Here is a 14,478-nt window from a genome sequence, read left to right as displayed (position 1 = left end):
CTGGACGCTGCGCCATGAAGGGCGCGCTAACGGCTATGGATAACAGGGCCTTAAAGCCGCTCGCCCTCGGCCAGACCATCGGCTTCCACAAGCAACCCCGTCAGATCCCCGCCCGTCAGGGCGAGTTTCACCGGCGCCCAGGCCATCCGGTGGATCGGCGAGGGGCCGAGGCGGCTGAGCGCCTCGATGTGGACAGGGGCGCCGTAGCCCTTGTGGCGGGCGAAGCCATAGCCGGGGTGCAGGTCGTCCATCTCGACCATCAGCCGGTCGCGGGCGACCTTGGCCAGGATCGAGGCCGCGGCGATGGACTTGGACTTGCCGTCGCCGCCGACCACCGTCTTGACCTCGCAAGGCAGCTTGAAGGCGTAGTTGCCGTCGACCAGGGCGTAGGTCGCCTGGGGCGTCAGAGCCTCGACCGCCCGGCGCATGGCCAGGCCGGTGGCGTGCAGGATGTTGAGCTCGGCGATCTCGTCGACCGTGGCGAAGGCGACGGCGAAGGCGGCCGCCTTGTCCATGATCTCGACCTCCAGGGCCTCGCGCGCCTTGGCGGTCAGCTTCTTGGAATCGTCGAGACCCTTGGGAATCTTCCGGGGATTCAGGATCACGGCCGCGGCCGAGACGGGACCGGCCCAGGGCCCGCGGCCCGCCTCGTCGACGCCGCAGACCAGGCCGCCGATGAAGGCGCGCTCCAGCATCATGTCCGGGCCCTTAGCGGTCATCGCGCCATCGCCTTGACGGGCTGATGCCGGAAGCAGTCGCTGAGATGGTCGTTGACCAAGCCCGTCGCCTGCATCCAGGCGTAGACGATCACGGGCCCCACGAACTTGAACCCGCGCGCCTTCAGAGCCTTGGAGACTTCGACCGCCAGGGGCGTCTGGGCCGGCACCTCGCCGGCGCGGAAGCTGTTCTGGATCGGCTGGCCGCCGACGAAGCCCCAGCAGAAGTCCGAGAAGTCCTCGCCGCAGTCGCGCATGGCCAGGTAGATGCGAGCGCTGTTGATGGCCGCGTCGATCTTGGCGCCGGAGCGGACGATGCCCGCGTCAGCCATCAGCCGGGCGCGATCCTCTTCGTCGAAGGCAGCCACCTTCTCCGGGTCGAAGCCGGCGAAGGCGGCGCGGAAGGCCTCGCGCTTCTTCAGGATAGTGATCCAGGAGAGTCCGGCTTGGAAGCCGTCGAGCACCAGCTTTTCCCATAGAGCGCGCGAATCGTACTCCGGCACGCCCCATTCGGTGTCGTGGTAGGCCTCGTAGACGGGGGAGCCCGCCATGCCGTACCAGGCGCAGCGGGAAAGCGGGTCGCTCATGGTCGGCAGTTTCGGCCGCGCCGGGCCGCCGGCGCAAGCTCAGCCTTGCGGCTTTTCCACAAGCTTGGCGGCGTCTTCCAGCCATTCGGGGAAAATGACCCGCACCGGCCTGCCCTCGACACTCAGGTCACCGTCGAGGCGATCCAGGCGCACCAGGGCCATGGCGCGACCCTCTCGGCCGGACAACACCTCGCCGGCCCGAAGCTCGCCGGCCATCAACATGGCGCCGGGCCGGGGCGCCGGGCCGTCGAACTCCAGGGGCGCCATGCGGTTCTTCAGCGTGCCACGGCGCTTCATCCGCGAGGTCGTCTCCTGGCCGACGAAACAGCCCTTCTTGAAATCGATGCCGTTCAGGAGATCGAAATCGGCCTCGATGGGATAGGCCTTGTCCGAACCCCAGTCGGCGGGGCCCGGCACGCCCAGCGCCATGCGGTGGGCCTCATAGGCGTCCTCGCCTTGCGTCTCGGCCGGCACGCTCGCCCCATAGCCGCGGAAGCCGAGCGACGGCAGGCGCGGGTCGGCGACCCATAGCCCGTCTGCGCCAGGCGCAGGCGCGGCGGCGACCAGTTCTCCCGCCTCCGCGATCTCCACCTTGGCGCGGAGCCGATAGAGGGTGAGCTTGAAGGCGATCGCCGCGCGATGCTCGGCCGCCACATCGAGCCAGACGCCCATCCCGTCCGGCCAGGCCACCACGAACATGTCGTAGAGCAGCCGGCCCTGGGGGGTCAGAAGCGCGGCGAAGCGGGCCTCGCCCGGCCCAAGCGTCTCGACGTCCTGGGTCAGGAGGCCTTGCAGGAAGCTGCGCCAATCCGGGCCGGACACGGCGATGAGGGCGCGACTTTCGAGGGATGCGAAGGCGAAGCTTGCGGTCATGGCGTCAATTTGGGGCGTCTGCGGTTGGAGCGCCAGTCGTGTGGCGCCTATAACCCTAGGGATGCCGCCCGGGTCCTTCCCCATTCTGTTCATCACCGCCACGCGGATCGGCGACGCCGTGCTGTCGTCGGGGCTGATCAAACGCCTGAGCGATGAGATTCCGCACGCGCGTTTCACCGTGGTGGCCGGGCCCGAAGCCGCGCCGCTGTTCGCCGACCTGCCGAACCTCGACGCCCTCATCCCCTTCGCCAAGTCGCGCGACGGCGGCCACTGGTTCGACCTGTGGCGCAAGGTGCGAAAGCGTCGCTGGGGCCTGGTGGTCGACATGCGCGGCTCGGCCATCACGCGGTTCCTGTCGACGCGACGGCGCGCGATCTTCCACCGGCCGCACGGCGAGCCGGGCCACAAGGTGCTCGAGGCCGCCCGGACCCTGCGCATCGAAGACGATCCGGCGCCGCCCTGGTTGTTCGCCGGCCCCGAGGCCGAAGCCCGCGCGGCCAAGCTGACGGCCGGCTCCGCGCCCATCCTGGCGCTCGCCCCGGCGGCGAATTGGATCGGCAAGACCTGGCCTGTCGAGCGGTTCAGCCGCACGGCCATGCGGCTGCTGGGTTCAGGCGGGGCGCTGGAAGGCGGCCGGCTGATGATCCTGGGCGGCCCCGGCGACCGCGAACTGGCCGCCTCGTTCCGCGATATCACGGCCCGCGCGCGGTTCATCAACCTGGCCGGCGAGGCGGACCTTTTGACCTCCTACGCCTGCCTCAAGCGCGCCCGGCTGTTCATCGGCAACGATTCCGGCGCCATGCACCTCTCGGCCGCCGCCGGAGCGCCGACTCTCGGCCTGTTCGGCCCGTCGGATGAGCGTCAATACGGGCCCTGGGGCGCCGCCGCCCGCGCCGTTCGCGGCGCGCGCAGCCTGGACGACATCCGGCGCATCGATCCGGGCCTCGACCAGGCGATGTGCCACATGATGGACCTGAGCGTCGACCGCGTGGTCGCCGCCGCCGAGGCGTTGTTGGCTGCGACGCAGGCGCCGCCCTCTGGCGTTCAGTAAATCACGTCATCGCCGGGCTCGTCCCGGCAATGACGATCAGAAAGTGAAGCTTAAAGCTTCGCCTTGGCGGCCGCGGCGACCGCCGCGGGCGTGATGCCGAAGTGTTCGTAGAGCTGTTCGGCGGGCGCGCTGGCGCCGAAGCCGGTCATGCCGACGAACACGCCGTCGGGGCCGATGAAGCGATCCCAGCCCATGCGTACGCCGGCTTCCACCGCTACGCGGACGGCGGTCTCCCCGATGACCTGAGCCTGGTAATCGCTCGACTGGGCGGCGAAGTGCGACCAGGACGGGACGGAGACGACGCGCGTTCCGACGCCATCGGCTTCCAGCAGGTCGCGAGCGGCGAGCGCGATGGCGACTTCAGTGCCGGTGGCGAAGATCGTCACCTGGGCGGGCGCGCCGGCGCCCGCCAGCTGGTAAGCGCCGCGAGCCGAGAGGTTCTCGCCGGCCACGGTGACGCGGACGGCGGGCGTCTTCTGCCGCGACAGGGCCAGGACCGATGGCGTCGTCTTGGCGTCCAGGGCCAGCTTCCAGCATTCGGCGGTCTCGACCGCGTCGGCCGGGCGCAGGACGTGCAGGTTCGGCATGGCCCGCAGCGAGGCCAGGTGCTCCACCGGCTGGTGGGTCGGGCCGTCTTCGCCGAGGCCGATGGAATCATGGGTGCCGACGTGGATGACCCGGATCCCCATCAGGGCCGCCAGGCGGATCGCCGGCCGGGCGTAGTCGGAGAACACCAGGAAGGTGCCGCCGTAGGGGATGACCCCGCCGTGCAGCGCCATGCCGTTCATCGCCGCGGCCATGCCGAATTCACGCACGCCGTAGTTCACATAACGGCCGGCGTAGTCCGGGGCGTCGAACACGGCGGTGTTCTTGACGAAGGTGTTGTTGGAGCCGGTGAGGTCAGCCGAGCCGCCCACCAGATCGCCGATATCACCGAAGATTCGCTCCAGCACCGAACCGGAGTGCTGGCGGGTGGCCGCGGCCGGCGCCTTTTCCTCCGCCTCGGCGATGAAGGCGTCCAATTGGGCGAAGGCGTGGGGCGGCAGTTCGCCGGCGACGGCGCGTTCGAATTCGGCGCGGGCCGGCGAGGCGGCGAGGTGCTCCTCCCAGGCCTTGCGGGTCTTGACGCCGCGGCGACCGGCGGACTTCCAGGCGCGAGCGACGTCGTCAGGGATGACGAAGGGCTCGTGCGGCCAGCCCAGCTTCTCACGGGTGGCGGCGATCTCGGCCTTGCCGAGCGCCTTGCCGTGGGTGTCGTGGTGGCCCTCGAGCGTGGCCGAGCCCTTGCCGATCTTAGTCTTGCAGGCGATCAGCGTCGGCTGCGACTGGCGGGTCGCCCAGGCCAGCGCGCTCTTGATCTTGCCCACGTCATGGCCATCGACAGCCTTGACCGACCAGCCCGCGGCCTTGAAGCGCGCGAGCTGGTTGGTGGCGTCCGACAGGGCGACCGAACCGTCGATCGTGATCTCGTTGTCGTCCCACAGCACGGTCAGGCGCGAGAGCTTCAGGCGGCCGGCGAGCGCGATCGCCTCCTGGCTGATCCCCTCCATCAGGCAGCCGTCGCCGGCGACCACCCAGGTGCGGTGATCCACCAGGTCTTTGCCGAAGCGGGCGGCCATGCGGCGCTCGGCCATGGCCATGCCGACGGCCGTAGCCAGGCCCTGACCCAGCGGGCCCGTCGTGGTCTCGACACCGGGGGTGTGGCCATATTCCGGGTGACCCGGGGTCTTGGAGCCCATCTGGCGGAAGGCCCGCACGTCATCCAGGCCGAAGCCCTTGAAGCCGGTGAGCGCCAGCAGGCTGTAGAGCAGCATCGAGCCGTGGCCCGCCGACAGGACGAAGCGGTCGCGGTCAGCCCAGGCGGGCTGGCTGGCGTCGTACTTCAGGAACTTGGTCCAGAGCACGGTGGCGACGTCGGCCATGCCCATGGGCATGCCAGGGTGACCGGAATTAGCCTGTTCGACGGCGTCCATCGACAGAACTCGGATCGCATTGGCCATGGTGGTCTGGAGCGCGGGCATCGGCTTCTTAAGCTTTCAGAAAGTCGAGGCCCGCCTCGCATGCGATGCCGCAGGGGTCAACCGCGTTCGGACCTTCGCAACCGGGCCGACGCAGGGCTAAGATGGCGCCAAAGCTTTTCGGCCACACCGATAGCCCGCGCAGGAGGCCGCGCCCTGACCACCGCCAACACCCCGCCCACCCTTTCGCCAGCCAGCGAAAGCGCCCTTGAGATCGCCGCCAAGCGCCTCGAACGCGCCGTCCTGGGCCTCGAGCAGCGCCTGACCCACCGGGTCGGCGAAGCCCGAGCTGAGGCCGGCGGCCTGTTCGACTTCGACCGCAACCGCCTGGCCGCCGAGCTCGACCAGTCCCGCGCGCGCGAGAAGGAGCTGGAGGCCGCCGGCGCCGAGGCTTCGGCCGCGCTGTCGCGCGCCATGGATGAGATTCGCGCCGCGCTGGCGAACGACGAAGGGAAGTCGGAATGAGCCAGGTCACCGTCAGTGTGAACGGCCGGCCCTACGCTGTGGGCTGCGAGGACGGCCAGGAACAGCACCTGATCGAACTCTCGGCCATCCTCGACAAGCACGTCCGATCCGTCTCCGAGGCCATGGGTCAACTCGGTGAGACGCGCCTCTTCCTGATGGGCGCGCTGATGTTGGCCGACGAGCTGGCCGAGGCGAAGGCCCGACTTGCCAGTCTGCAGGCAGAGGTCACCCGCCTCCAGGCCGACCGCAGCCGCGCCGAGACGCGCGCCGTCCAGGCTCTCGAGACCGCCGCCAAGCGCATCGAGAAGCTGGCGAGCGAAGAATGAGCGACAAGGCGCCCGCCAATGTGGACGCCTACATCGCCGCCGCGCCGCAGGCCGCCCAGGCCAAGCTCGCCGAACTGCGCGACTTCATCCGCGCGACCCTGCCCCACGCGGAGGAGCGCATCTGGTATCGCGTGCCCTTCTACTGGGTGGATGGTCGCGAACTCACCGGCCTCTCCGTCGCCAAGGCCCACGTCACCTTCGGCTTTCCCCTCGGCGCACTTAGCGCCGAGGATCGCGCGGCGTTGAAAGCCAAGGGCTACAAGACCGGCAAACAAACCCTGCAGATCGGCTTCGAGCAGGCGCTGCCGAAGGCTGAGATCAAGCGTGCGCTAAGGCCCGCCTAGTCACCGGCGGCAATTCAACGAGGGGCCAATCGTTGGCACGAAGTTCATGGGGACAACCATGCGTTTGGGCAACGCGGCTCCAGGCTTCGCCGGTTGGAGCACCATCTTCGGCGTTAGCGAAAGTAACGCGGCGCCAAAGCCGTAGCCCTCCGGCGCCTCATGAGCGATGCGACAGTCGGCCAGCGCACCGCTTTCAGATACGGCGCAGTCCAAGACGGCCTCGCCCTTTTGCTGCGCTTTCCACGCCGCAGCGGGAAAGGCGGCGCCCATCTCACGCTCGTTTGGCCACCGCGTCGCCCTGGGCGCCTCGGGATTCAACGGCCAGTCCACAGAGAAGACCATGTGGTTGAAGTAAGCCATGCACCCGCGTGGCGTCATGGGCCAGAGGCTCATCACGACGCCCAGACGAAGGAGTCCGTCGCCGAAACCCTGTCCGGCGGGATGCTCGCTAATAATTTTGCAGTTTGCCGGCTTATCACGTTCGATGTCGCAGACCATCGCAGCGGAGCCAGTTAATCCGGCGCGACGGGCTTCGATTGGCCAAACAGCATCGATCGAGCCGCGGCTCGGCACTGTCCTATAGTTGTAGCGAAATTGCGCGACCGCCGATGGTGGGTGAGATCCCGCGAATAGCACCGATGTCGTTATCAACGCGACGAGGCGGACCAGTCCCTCATCCAAAACCTTCATCAGCCCCGCCTAACGCTCGTGAAGATCACCGGCTTGGTCAGCCACTGGCCGCGCTGGTCCTTGAACTTGGTGGCGCCGGCGGTGGGCATGGCGAGGATGCGTTCCACTAGCGGCATGCCGGAGACGACCTGGCCGAAGGCGGCGTAACCCAGGTTGTCGTCGCCGCTTTTGTCTTCCGGGTGGGCATCGAGATAGGGCTGGTCGCCGACGCAGATGAAGAAATTGTTGGTCGCTGTGCCAGGCGCGAACCGGCCCAGCGAAATCGTCCCGTTCAGGTGCTTGAGCCCCGTCCGGGTCGTGCTCTCGTGGCGGATCGGCGGGAAGGGACGAACATTGGGCGGCGGCTGGCCGACGATGGTGCCGTCCTTGTCCAAGCGACCGGCGGAGCGCGCCGCGCGATAGAAGCTGCCACCGTCGAAGGACTTCGCGTCGACGTACTTGAGGAAGTTGGCCGTGGTCAGCGGCGCCCTCTGGTTTTCAAGCTCGCAGATGATGCTGCCGAGCGCCGTCCGGATCACGACGCGCGGCTTGGCGGCCGCCAGGGCGACTCCCGGCAGCGCAAGGCCAGCGCCCGCGCCCAGCATTAGGTGGCGGCGATCGATCGGACGGTGGGTCATAATTCCTCGTGGTCGGCTGTCGGCGTGGGCCGGCGTCGGACGTCTTGCAGAGCGAACCACCGCCGGAGACGAGACAATGTCTTTCCAAGCCTATCTCGACAACATCGAAGCCAAGACGGGCAAAACGCCGGACGATTTTCGAGCGCTCGCCGCCGAGAAGGGTTTCACCGAGGGTTCGACCCTCGCCAAGGGCGTAAAGGCGGACCAGATCGTCGATTGGATGGCCAAGGACTTCGATCTCGGCCGCGGCCACGCCATGGCGATCTACGCTTTGTTGAAGGGCATGAAGCAGGTGGGCGACGCTTAGCCTTTCCATCTCCCGGTAAGCCGCCTCTCTAGGGCCGCGGGCCATAGTGCGGCGGCTCCACGCCCAGCTCATAGGCCCCGAGATCCGGCGCCGTGCCGGTCGCATCGTCCGTGACGCCCGGGATGCGGGCGCCGGCGTCCACCGCGGCGGACCGCGGCCTGAGGCGCAGGTCGAGGGCGGCGGGGTCATAGAGGCGACCCGGATCTGCCGGATCGGGCGCCGCCGCGCGGCGGAAGACTTCCAGCCCCGCCATCCGGCTGTGACGGTCCTGGCCGGTCGCTTTCTGGTAGGCGGCGAGGTCGGGGAAGTTCCTGGCCACCAGGGCCGACGATGCATAGGCGGCGCCTGTGGCGGGGGCGGTCCAGGCGAAGGGCTTGGCGGCGCCAGCCGCCGCGACGAAGCCGTTGTGGTCGCTGGTCGAATAGGCGGTGAAGGTCGCCATGTTCAGGACGGGTGTGTTGGCCGACGTCCCCACCAGCAGGTTGTTGGCGAGATGCAGGTTCGCCCCGCGTCCGCCGCCGAAGCCTGAGCCTGCGAACACCGTGTTGTTCCAGAACACCACGCCCGAGCCGTCGGCGGCTGGCCCGCCGCCGGCGCCGATCGCGCCGTAGACGACATTGCGGATGAAGTAGTGCGGCCCGCCGAAGGACGGTTGCGAGCGCAGCCCATGGCTGCCGGCGATGTTGAAGCAGCGGTTGCGCATCACCCGGATGTTGCGCGCCCCGCCATCCGGCTCAACGCAGATGTCGGCGATGTTGGAGATGTTGTTGTTCATGATGTCGACGGCGTTCGGCCCCGGCGCATAGGTGGGGTTCAGGCCAAGCCGTGCGCGGTCGCCCGGATAGGTCATCTCGGCCAGGGTGTCGGGCTCGCCATAGGTGGCCAGCGTGATCCCGTCGTGGAAGCGCTCGATGCGGTTGAATTCCACCACATGGCCCGGGCCATAGAGCTCGATGGCGCGGAACGAGGTCAGCGGCGCGGGCCAGCCGGGCGTGTCCTTCCAGATCATGCTCGCGTCCCAGCCGACCAGATGGTCGGCGCTGGCGCGGCCGATGATGGTGTTGTCGGCGATGTAGAAGTCGGTCGAGCCCTCGTAGTCGGTGATCACCGCTGAGCCGACATCGACGATCTTGGAATTCACGATCGTCAGGCCCTTGGCGCCGGCAAGCCGCTTCAGCCCGGCGCGATAGGCGATGTCGATGTTCCTGATGTTGATCCCATCGAAGATGTTGAACTCGGCGCCCATGACATTGAACAGCTCGTGCGCCCCGGCCCCGTCGAACCAGACCTCGCCGTCGCCGGCGGCCTTGATCGTGATCGGCCGCTCCGCCGTGCCCTTGCCCTGCAGCAGGTACATGCCGTCGAAGGGAATTCCATAGCCCGGCCCGCCGACGCCTGGCCCCTTCACGCCGGGCTTCAGGCCGCCGACGCTATAGTTGCCATATTCGAGCCGGTCGCCCCTATAGACCCCGGCGTGCACCAGGATCACGTCGCCCGGCCGCACCCGCGGATTGTAGACGTGGTTCCAGTCGGCGTGCTCGGACCAGGTGTTATAGGCCCGGAGCAGGCCTTCGAAGGCGGGCTCCTGCTTCGGCCCGGCGTAACCCGCCGGATAGACGTGGAAGACCCGGCCGTCCGTCGAGGCCGCGGGCACGGGTCGTGTGCGCGCCGACAGCGTCTGGATGGCGACGCCGGCGACGCCGTCCGGATCACCCGCAGTCAGGCGGATTTCGTAGTCCAGCCCCGGCGTCAGGTCGAAGATGCTGCCAGTAAACATATTGGGCGCGGTGTAATCGAACTGCGCAAGGTCCGGCGCCAGGCCCATCTCGGGGAGGACCCGCTCGCCCTGCAGCCGAAACAGCGGGGCGCCATCCTTCCAGGCCGAAGCGCCCTTCGCGCGATACTGCACACGGACGGCGGCGTTGCGATTGTCGTCGCCCTCGATGGTCCATTCGACGGCGAGCGCCCGTAGCGTCGGCGGTTCCAGCGCCAGCTTGCCCAGAGACAATCCGTCGGCGGCCAGAGCCGGCGCTGAAAGGCCAGCCGTCATGGCCAGCGTGGTGAAGAAGCGACCCATTCCATCCCCCAAGGCTCTGCGGCGCTCTGGCGGCGCCTTCAGCCATTCGTTGGCCCGGGGGCGTTGCGGTCAAGCCTTGACGCGCGCCGGGTTGCCGACCGCCGTCGCGCCCGCGGGCACATCACGGGTGACGACAGCGCCCGCGCCGATCACTGCTCCGTCGCCGATGGTCACGCCAGGCAGGATCAACGCGCCGCCACCGATCCAGACGTCGGCGCCAATGCGCACCGGCCGGCCGAACTCCAGGCCCATGCGGCGAGTCTCCGGATCGCGCGGATGATCGGCGGTGAGGATCTGCACGCCCGGACCCACCGCGGTGCGATCACCGATGGTCACCGGCGCCACATCGAGGATCACGCAGTTGAAGTTCATGAAGACGCCGTCGCCCAGGCGGATGTTGAAGCCATAGTCGCAGTGGAACGGCGGGCGCAGATCGACTCCCTCGCCCACAACGGCGAGCCGTTCGGCAAGGATTTCGCGGCGCGCGGCGACCGACTGGGCGAGGCTCGCGTTGAAGCGCGCGAGCCAAACGTGGGTCGCGACCATATCGGCCTGCAACTCAGGATCACCGGCGTAGTAGAGCTCGCCGGCCAGCATCTTCTGCTTTTCGGTGCGCTCGCTCACGCGCCCTGGGATGCGCGCGCGCGTCGGATCAACCGGCCGAGGGCCGGCGCAAGTTCGGGCTGGGCCACTTGATCGTAAAGGCCGCCCGGCGGCAGGGCGGCGACCAGCCGGCGATGGGCCTCGCCCAGGTTGTGATAGGGCGTCCGCGGCAACAGGTGGTGCAGGGCGTGGTAGCGCAACCCGACCGGCGCCCAGATCACCGGCAAGAGCGCTGGCGGCGGCACGTTCACCGTGTCGGCGAACTGAGCCTCGAAGCTCATAGGCTCTCCGTCATTCTCCCAGTAGTGGGCCACCGCCGTGCGCAGCTGGTTGATGAACGTCATGGCCGCGAAGACCGCGAGCGCGATCAGGAAGGCCCGCACTGGCATGACGCCGGCGGCCACCATCGCGATCAACGTCCAACTCCAGAGCCAGCAGGCGATCTCCTGGGCAAGCCAGGGCGCTCGGGCGGCTCGATCGAAGTCCTCGCGGGCGAAGCCGGTGTTGATGACCATGCCAGAGGCCTTGGCGATAGCGAAGCGACGCACCGGCGGAATGACGAACCCGAGCGGCGCCAGCACTCCGAAGCGCAGGAAAACACCCAGCGGCGCCAGCAGAGCGACGCCAAGGAAAGCCGCCAACTCGCCCAGCGGCCGGCGGGCCAAGGGATGGTACTCCGGGTCGCGCGCCGTGCCGTAGCGATCCTTGGCGTGGTGCAACTGGTGAACGCCTTCGTAAAGAAACGACGGCGTCAAAAAAGGAACGCCGATCAGGAGGTTCCAGCCGGCGTGGAAGCCTGGCAACTGGTCACGGCGCTGATGGGTTAGTTCATGTATGAAGCTGATCGCGCGGTAGAGCGCGAGCGCAGCGACGAGGCCCGCGGGCCAAGCGAACGGCGCGGCCAGGGTCATCGCCAGCCAAAGGGCGGCGTAGAGCACCGTCGCGGTGACACAGAGGTCCAGCCAATAGATCCACGCCTTTGGCCGCATCAGGTCAGCGGCGAGGTCGGCGGCCTGGCGCGAAAGGCTCAGGGTCGGGAGCGGCGGTTCGGAAAGCACGCCTGACAGATAGGCTGGCGCGCCGTCGGATGAAAGCGCGGGTTGAGATGCGCTTCGCCAATCCCTATCTTCTTCGTCGGCGGGTCCTGCTGCGGCTCACGTCGAAGGCAAACTAATTCCAGCGACCTTAATTCACTCAAAGGGAGCTGTCCCTGCCCCGGACCGTGGTCTTGGGCACACGGCGCCCACCTGGTTAGCCAGGTCGAGGGAATTGAACTGTCCTTCACGGTCTCTGCGGCGCCGCCACCCTTTCCCGTTGAGGGCGGACGGGTGAACCCTGACGACAAGCGCTTGTTGCGCGCCCGGATGCGCAAGGTGCGCGCCGCCCTCGCCGCCGCCGATCCCAGCGCCAGCGACCGCGCGGCGGAGCGAATGCCCCTCGATCGTCTGCCGGCCTATTCCACTTTCAGCGGCTATCGCGCGGCCGGATCGGAAATGGATCCCCAGCCGCTGATGACCCGCCTCCTGGAAACGGGGGCGGTCAGCACCCTGCCCGTCGCGACCCGAGGCGCGCCTCTGGCCTTTCGCGCTTGGCGACCGGGCGAAGCCTTGGCGCCCGACAGCTTCGGCGTGCCTGCGCCGCTCGAGAACGCCACGCTCGTCGTCCCCCAGCTGGTGATCTGCCCGCTCCTCGCTTTCGACCGCGCAGGCGGGCGGTTGGGCCAGGGCGGCGGCCACTATGATCGAGCCCTGGCGGCCTTGCGCGCGACGGGCCCTGTTTTCGTGCTGGGCCTGGCTTACGCGGGCCAGGAAGTCGAGGAACTTGCGCTGGAGGCCCACGACCAGCGCCTCGACGCCATCCTGACCGAGACGGGCTACATCGTCGTCGGGTAAGGAAGCCTCATGAAATTTGCGTTCTTCGGTGATGTGGTTGGCCGGTCCGGCCGCGACGGCGTGGCGGAGCACCTGCCTGGGCTGAAGCGCGACCTTGGCCTCGACTTTGTGATCGTCAACGCCGAGAACGCCGCCGCCGGTTTCGGCATCACCGAATCCACCGCGCGGGAGCTTTTTGACGCCGGAGCGGATTGCCTAACGCTCGGCAACCACTCCTGGGACCAGAAGGAAGCCCTGACCTACATCGTCCGCGAGCCGCGTCTGATCCGGCCCCTTAACTATCCGGTCCTGGCCTCGGCGCCCGGCCGCGGCGTGCAGCTGTTTGAGACCCAGGCTGGCCATCGCGTCGTGGTCATCAATCTGCTGGGCCGCGTGCACATGGACGCCCTGGACGATCCCTTCGCCGCCGTGGACAAGGCGCTTGAGGCCTCGCCGCTGGGCATGGTGTCCGACGCGATCATCGTCGACATGCACGCTGAAGCCACGTCCGAGAAGATGGCCATGGGTCACTTCTGCGACGGCCGCGCCAGTCTGGTTGTCGGCACCCACACCCATGTGCCGACCGCCGACTGCCAGATCCTGACGGGCGGCACCGCCTACCAGACCGACGCCGGCGCCTGCGCCGACTACGACAGCGTCATCGGCAACCAGAAGGAAGAACCGCTACGTCGGTTCACCACCCGCATCTCCGGCGGCCGTTACAGACCCGCCGAGGGACCGGCGACCATTTGCGGCGTGTATGTCGAGACCGACCCGAAAACCGGCCTCGCCCGCCGGGTCGAGCCGATCCGCATGGGCGGGCGCCTCTCGCAAACCGTGCCCCTGCCGCAGGGCGCCTGATGTCAGCGGCATAGCGCCGCGAACGCCGCGCTTCGCCCGCGCTTCGATTGACGCGGCAGCCGCGACGGAGATCGACCCTTCCCGGGGTCAAGTCAGCCCGGCGGGCGCGCCGAGCGGCTTGAAGTCGGCACAATAGGCGAGGACAAAGGGGGCGAAGCTTGAGCAGGAGCCCGCCGTCATGCTGATGAGATTTTTCGTTCGCGCGATCTTCGCCGCTGTCGGCCTTTGGGTCGCCGCCAAGATCGTCCCCGGCGTGGGTTATTCCTCGTTCCCATCGTTGGCGGCGGCCGCGCTCCTGCTTGGCGTGGTCAACGCGTTCGTGAGGCCCGTGGTCTTCTTTCTGACCCTGCCGCTTACCCTGCTGACGCTTGGCCTGTTCCTGCTGGTCGTGAACGCCGCCATGATCGGTCTGGTCGCCGTCCTCCTGAGCGGCTTCTACGTCGATGGTCTGCTGGCTGGTATCGGCGCCGCCATCGTCACCGGCATCGCGAGCTGGATCGCCGCAGCCCTGCTGAAGGACGGCGGCCGCCGCTGATGCACTGGACTCTTCGGCTTGGCCGGCGGCCCCGGACGCCCAAGGCCGAGGCGCGGCGCATTCAGGGCCAGTCCATGCGGCTCAACCGCGCGGGGCGGGCGGCCTTCGCCGCGGCCTGCGCCCAACGCCTGATCGCCGCCGCGCCGCACGAGAGCCTGTCAGAGGCGTCCCATCTGCTGGATGATGTCTGGGCTTCGCTTGTCGGCGAGCCGCACCGCCTCGGTCCGGCGCGCGTGCAGGCGGTCTCAGACCGGATCCTGCGCGACAACGATCCCGCCTTCGAGACCGCCTATGACGCAGCCCTCGCCGCCGTTGTCCACGCCGCGCGCGCGGCGCTGAGCGGCCATCGCCGCTTTGCGCCCTGGGCGTCGGAGTGCGCCTTGAACGCAGCCGCCGCCCGCGATGAGCAGGCGCTGGAACTCACCCGCCAGGCCGGCGACCTGCGCGCCCTGCAAGGTGTCCTCACTTGGCCTGCGGTCATCGTCCAGCTGCGCGCGCCATAGAAAAAGGGCGGGACCTCGCGGCCCCGCCCCCTTC

Annotated in this window: 18 protein-coding genes and 1 other RNA gene; 10 read left to right on the top strand and 9 right to left on the bottom strand. The window is 68.4% G+C overall.

Annotated elements, in window-relative coordinates; translation table 11 throughout:
* Positions 1-50 precede the first annotated feature (50 nt).
* From BN1313_RS04820 to ygfZ, 3 genes are read right to left on the bottom strand one after another with little or no spacing between them, the layout of a single operon-like run.
* A complete protein-coding gene (locus tag BN1313_RS04820; RefSeq protein WP_245620094.1) occupies positions 51-719 on the bottom strand; it encodes a ribonuclease HII in 669 nt (222 codons plus the stop codon).
* The gene (locus BN1313_RS04815; protein ID WP_091737191.1) at positions 716-1,303 is read right to left on the bottom strand and encodes a DNA-3-methyladenine glycosylase I; all 588 of its coding nucleotides are present in this window, start codon (positions 1,301-1,303) and stop codon (positions 716-718) included. Before BN1313_RS04815 ends, BN1313_RS04820 begins: the two co-directional genes overlap by 4 nt.
* A gap of 39 nt (positions 1,304-1,342) precedes the next feature.
* Entirely contained in the window at positions 1,343-2,176 is an 834-nt protein-coding gene (gene ygfZ, locus BN1313_RS04810; RefSeq protein WP_091737188.1) for a CAF17-like 4Fe-4S cluster assembly/insertion protein YgfZ, read from the bottom strand.
* 61 nt (positions 2,177-2,237) lie between these two features.
* On the opposite strand from ygfZ, the gene BN1313_RS04805 reads away from it, so the two are divergent.
* The gene (locus tag BN1313_RS04805) at positions 2,238-3,227 is read left to right on the top strand and encodes a glycosyltransferase family 9 protein (RefSeq protein WP_091737185.1); all 990 of its coding nucleotides are present in this window, start codon (positions 2,238-2,240) and stop codon (positions 3,225-3,227) included.
* 50 nt (positions 3,228-3,277) lie between these two features.
* Here the strand turns inward: BN1313_RS04805 and tkt are convergent, their stop codons facing one another.
* Positions 3,278-5,248: a transketolase gene (gene tkt / locus BN1313_RS04800; RefSeq protein ID WP_091737182.1), complete on the bottom strand. Its 1,971-nt coding sequence runs from the start codon at positions 5,246-5,248 to the stop codon at positions 3,278-3,280.
* Positions 5,249-5,287: 39 nt separating this feature from the next.
* Between tkt and BN1313_RS04795 the strand changes: the two genes are divergently transcribed.
* Genes BN1313_RS04795 through BN1313_RS04785 form a run of 3 tightly spaced genes read left to right on the top strand, consistent with a single transcriptional unit; the run spans position 5,288 to position 6,380 of the window.
* A complete protein-coding gene (locus tag BN1313_RS04795; protein WP_091737179.1) occupies positions 5,288-5,710 on the top strand; it encodes a DUF4164 family protein in 423 nt (140 codons plus the stop codon).
* Positions 5,707-6,036: a cell division protein ZapA gene (locus tag BN1313_RS04790; protein WP_091737176.1), complete on the top strand. Its 330-nt coding sequence runs from the start codon at positions 5,707-5,709 to the stop codon at positions 6,034-6,036. The genes BN1313_RS04795 and BN1313_RS04790 overlap by 4 nt, the downstream gene beginning before the upstream one ends.
* Positions 6,033-6,380, top strand: coding sequence for an iron chaperone (locus BN1313_RS04785; protein ID WP_091737173.1), 348 nt, complete (start codon positions 6,033-6,035; stop codon positions 6,378-6,380). The genes BN1313_RS04790 and BN1313_RS04785 overlap by 4 nt, the downstream gene beginning before the upstream one ends.
* Here the strand turns inward: BN1313_RS04785 and BN1313_RS04780 are convergent, their stop codons facing one another.
* Entirely contained in the window at positions 6,381-7,070 is a 690-nt protein-coding gene (locus tag BN1313_RS04780; protein ID WP_141653070.1) for a TonB family protein, read from the bottom strand.
* Entirely contained in the window at positions 7,070-7,687 is a 618-nt protein-coding gene (locus tag BN1313_RS04775; RefSeq protein WP_091737167.1) for a peptidylprolyl isomerase, read from the bottom strand. Before BN1313_RS04775 ends, BN1313_RS04780 begins: the two co-directional genes overlap by 1 nt.
* A gap of 76 nt (positions 7,688-7,763) precedes the next feature.
* Between BN1313_RS04775 and BN1313_RS04770 the strand changes: the two genes are divergently transcribed.
* A complete protein-coding gene (locus BN1313_RS04770) occupies positions 7,764-7,994 on the top strand; it encodes a DUF4287 domain-containing protein (RefSeq protein WP_091737164.1) in 231 nt (76 codons plus the stop codon).
* A 28-nt stretch (positions 7,995-8,022) separates the two neighbouring features.
* Here BN1313_RS04770 and BN1313_RS04765 read toward each other — a convergent pair whose 3' ends face one another.
* The 3 genes from BN1313_RS04765 to BN1313_RS04755 form a co-directional block, all read right to left on the bottom strand.
* Positions 8,023-10,071, bottom strand: a complete 2,049-nt coding sequence (locus BN1313_RS04765) for a right-handed parallel beta-helix repeat-containing protein (protein WP_091737161.1) — start codon at positions 10,069-10,071, stop codon at positions 8,023-8,025.
* 69 nt (positions 10,072-10,140) lie between these two features.
* On the bottom strand, positions 10,141-10,695 hold the full coding sequence (locus BN1313_RS04760) for a sugar O-acetyltransferase (protein ID WP_281176466.1): 555 nt from the start codon (positions 10,693-10,695) through the stop codon (positions 10,141-10,143).
* Positions 10,692-11,732: a fatty acid desaturase family protein gene (locus tag BN1313_RS04755; RefSeq protein WP_245620093.1), complete on the bottom strand. Its 1,041-nt coding sequence runs from the start codon at positions 11,730-11,732 to the stop codon at positions 10,692-10,694. The genes BN1313_RS04760 and BN1313_RS04755 overlap by 4 nt, the downstream gene beginning before the upstream one ends.
* 83 nt (positions 11,733-11,815) lie before the next feature.
* On the opposite strand from BN1313_RS04755, the gene ssrS reads away from it, so the two are divergent.
* The 5 genes from ssrS to BN1313_RS04735 all read left to right on the top strand — a co-directional run bounded on the left by ssrS (position 11,816) and on the right by BN1313_RS04735 (position 14,444).
* A non-coding RNA gene (ssrS, locus tag BN1313_RS17065) (6S RNA) lies at positions 11,816-11,977 on the top strand.
* A gap of 25 nt (positions 11,978-12,002) precedes the next feature.
* On the top strand, positions 12,003-12,566 hold the full coding sequence (locus BN1313_RS04750) for a 5-formyltetrahydrofolate cyclo-ligase (RefSeq protein WP_245620092.1): 564 nt from the start codon (positions 12,003-12,005) through the stop codon (positions 12,564-12,566).
* Positions 12,567-12,575: 9 nt separating this feature from the next.
* Positions 12,576-13,406, top strand: coding sequence for a TIGR00282 family metallophosphoesterase (locus tag BN1313_RS04745; RefSeq protein ID WP_091737158.1), 831 nt, complete (start codon positions 12,576-12,578; stop codon positions 13,404-13,406).
* A gap of 181 nt (positions 13,407-13,587) precedes the next feature.
* The gene (locus tag BN1313_RS04740) at positions 13,588-13,941 is read left to right on the top strand and encodes a phage holin family protein (protein ID WP_091742336.1); all 354 of its coding nucleotides are present in this window, start codon (positions 13,588-13,590) and stop codon (positions 13,939-13,941) included.
* The gene (locus BN1313_RS04735) at positions 13,941-14,444 is read left to right on the top strand and encodes a hypothetical protein (protein WP_091737155.1); all 504 of its coding nucleotides are present in this window, start codon (positions 13,941-13,943) and stop codon (positions 14,442-14,444) included. The genes BN1313_RS04740 and BN1313_RS04735 overlap by 1 nt, the downstream gene beginning before the upstream one ends.
* Positions 14,445-14,478: the final 34 nt, after the last annotated feature.

Source organism: Phenylobacterium immobile (ATCC 35973), assembly GCF_001375595.1.
Lineage (GTDB): Bacteria > Pseudomonadota > Alphaproteobacteria > Caulobacterales > Caulobacteraceae > Phenylobacterium > Phenylobacterium immobile.
The sequence above is the reverse complement of the archived record's forward strand: the minus strand, read 5'-3'. Positions and strand labels throughout refer to the sequence as shown.

Bases quoted from the DNA above. Each gene is read 5' to 3' on its own strand.
- BN1313_RS04820 (WP_245620094.1), bottom strand. From the start codon at position 719: ATGACCGCTAAGGGCCCGGACATGATGCTGGAGCGCGCCTTCATCGGC.
- BN1313_RS04815 (WP_091737191.1), bottom strand. From the start codon at position 1,303: ATGAGCGACCCGCTTTCCCGCTGCGCCTGGTACGGCATGGCGGGCTCC.
- ygfZ (WP_091737188.1), bottom strand. From the start codon at position 2,176: ATGACCGCAAGCTTCGCCTTCGCATCCCTCGAAAGTCGCGCCCTCATC.
- BN1313_RS04805 (WP_091737185.1), top strand. From the start codon at position 2,238: ATGCCGCCCGGGTCCTTCCCCATTCTGTTCATCACCGCCACGCGGATC.
- tkt (WP_091737182.1), bottom strand. From the start codon at position 5,248: ATGCCCGCGCTCCAGACCACCATGGCCAATGCGATCCGAGTTCTGTCG.
- BN1313_RS04795 (WP_091737179.1), top strand. From the start codon at position 5,288: ATGCGATGCCGCAGGGGTCAACCGCGTTCGGACCTTCGCAACCGGGCC.
- BN1313_RS04790 (WP_091737176.1), top strand. From the start codon at position 5,707: ATGAGCCAGGTCACCGTCAGTGTGAACGGCCGGCCCTACGCTGTGGGC.
- BN1313_RS04785 (WP_091737173.1), top strand. From the start codon at position 6,033: ATGAGCGACAAGGCGCCCGCCAATGTGGACGCCTACATCGCCGCCGCG.
- BN1313_RS04780 (WP_141653070.1), bottom strand. From the start codon at position 7,070: ATGAAGGTTTTGGATGAGGGACTGGTCCGCCTCGTCGCGTTGATAACG.
- BN1313_RS04775 (WP_091737167.1), bottom strand. From the start codon at position 7,687: ATGACCCACCGTCCGATCGATCGCCGCCACCTAATGCTGGGCGCGGGC.
- BN1313_RS04770 (WP_091737164.1), top strand. From the start codon at position 7,764: ATGTCTTTCCAAGCCTATCTCGACAACATCGAAGCCAAGACGGGCAAA.
- BN1313_RS04765 (WP_091737161.1), bottom strand. From the start codon at position 10,071: ATGGGTCGCTTCTTCACCACGCTGGCCATGACGGCTGGCCTTTCAGCG.
- BN1313_RS04745 (WP_091737158.1), top strand. From the start codon at position 12,576: ATGAAATTTGCGTTCTTCGGTGATGTGGTTGGCCGGTCCGGCCGCGAC.
- BN1313_RS04735 (WP_091737155.1), top strand. From the start codon at position 13,941: ATGCACTGGACTCTTCGGCTTGGCCGGCGGCCCCGGACGCCCAAGGCC.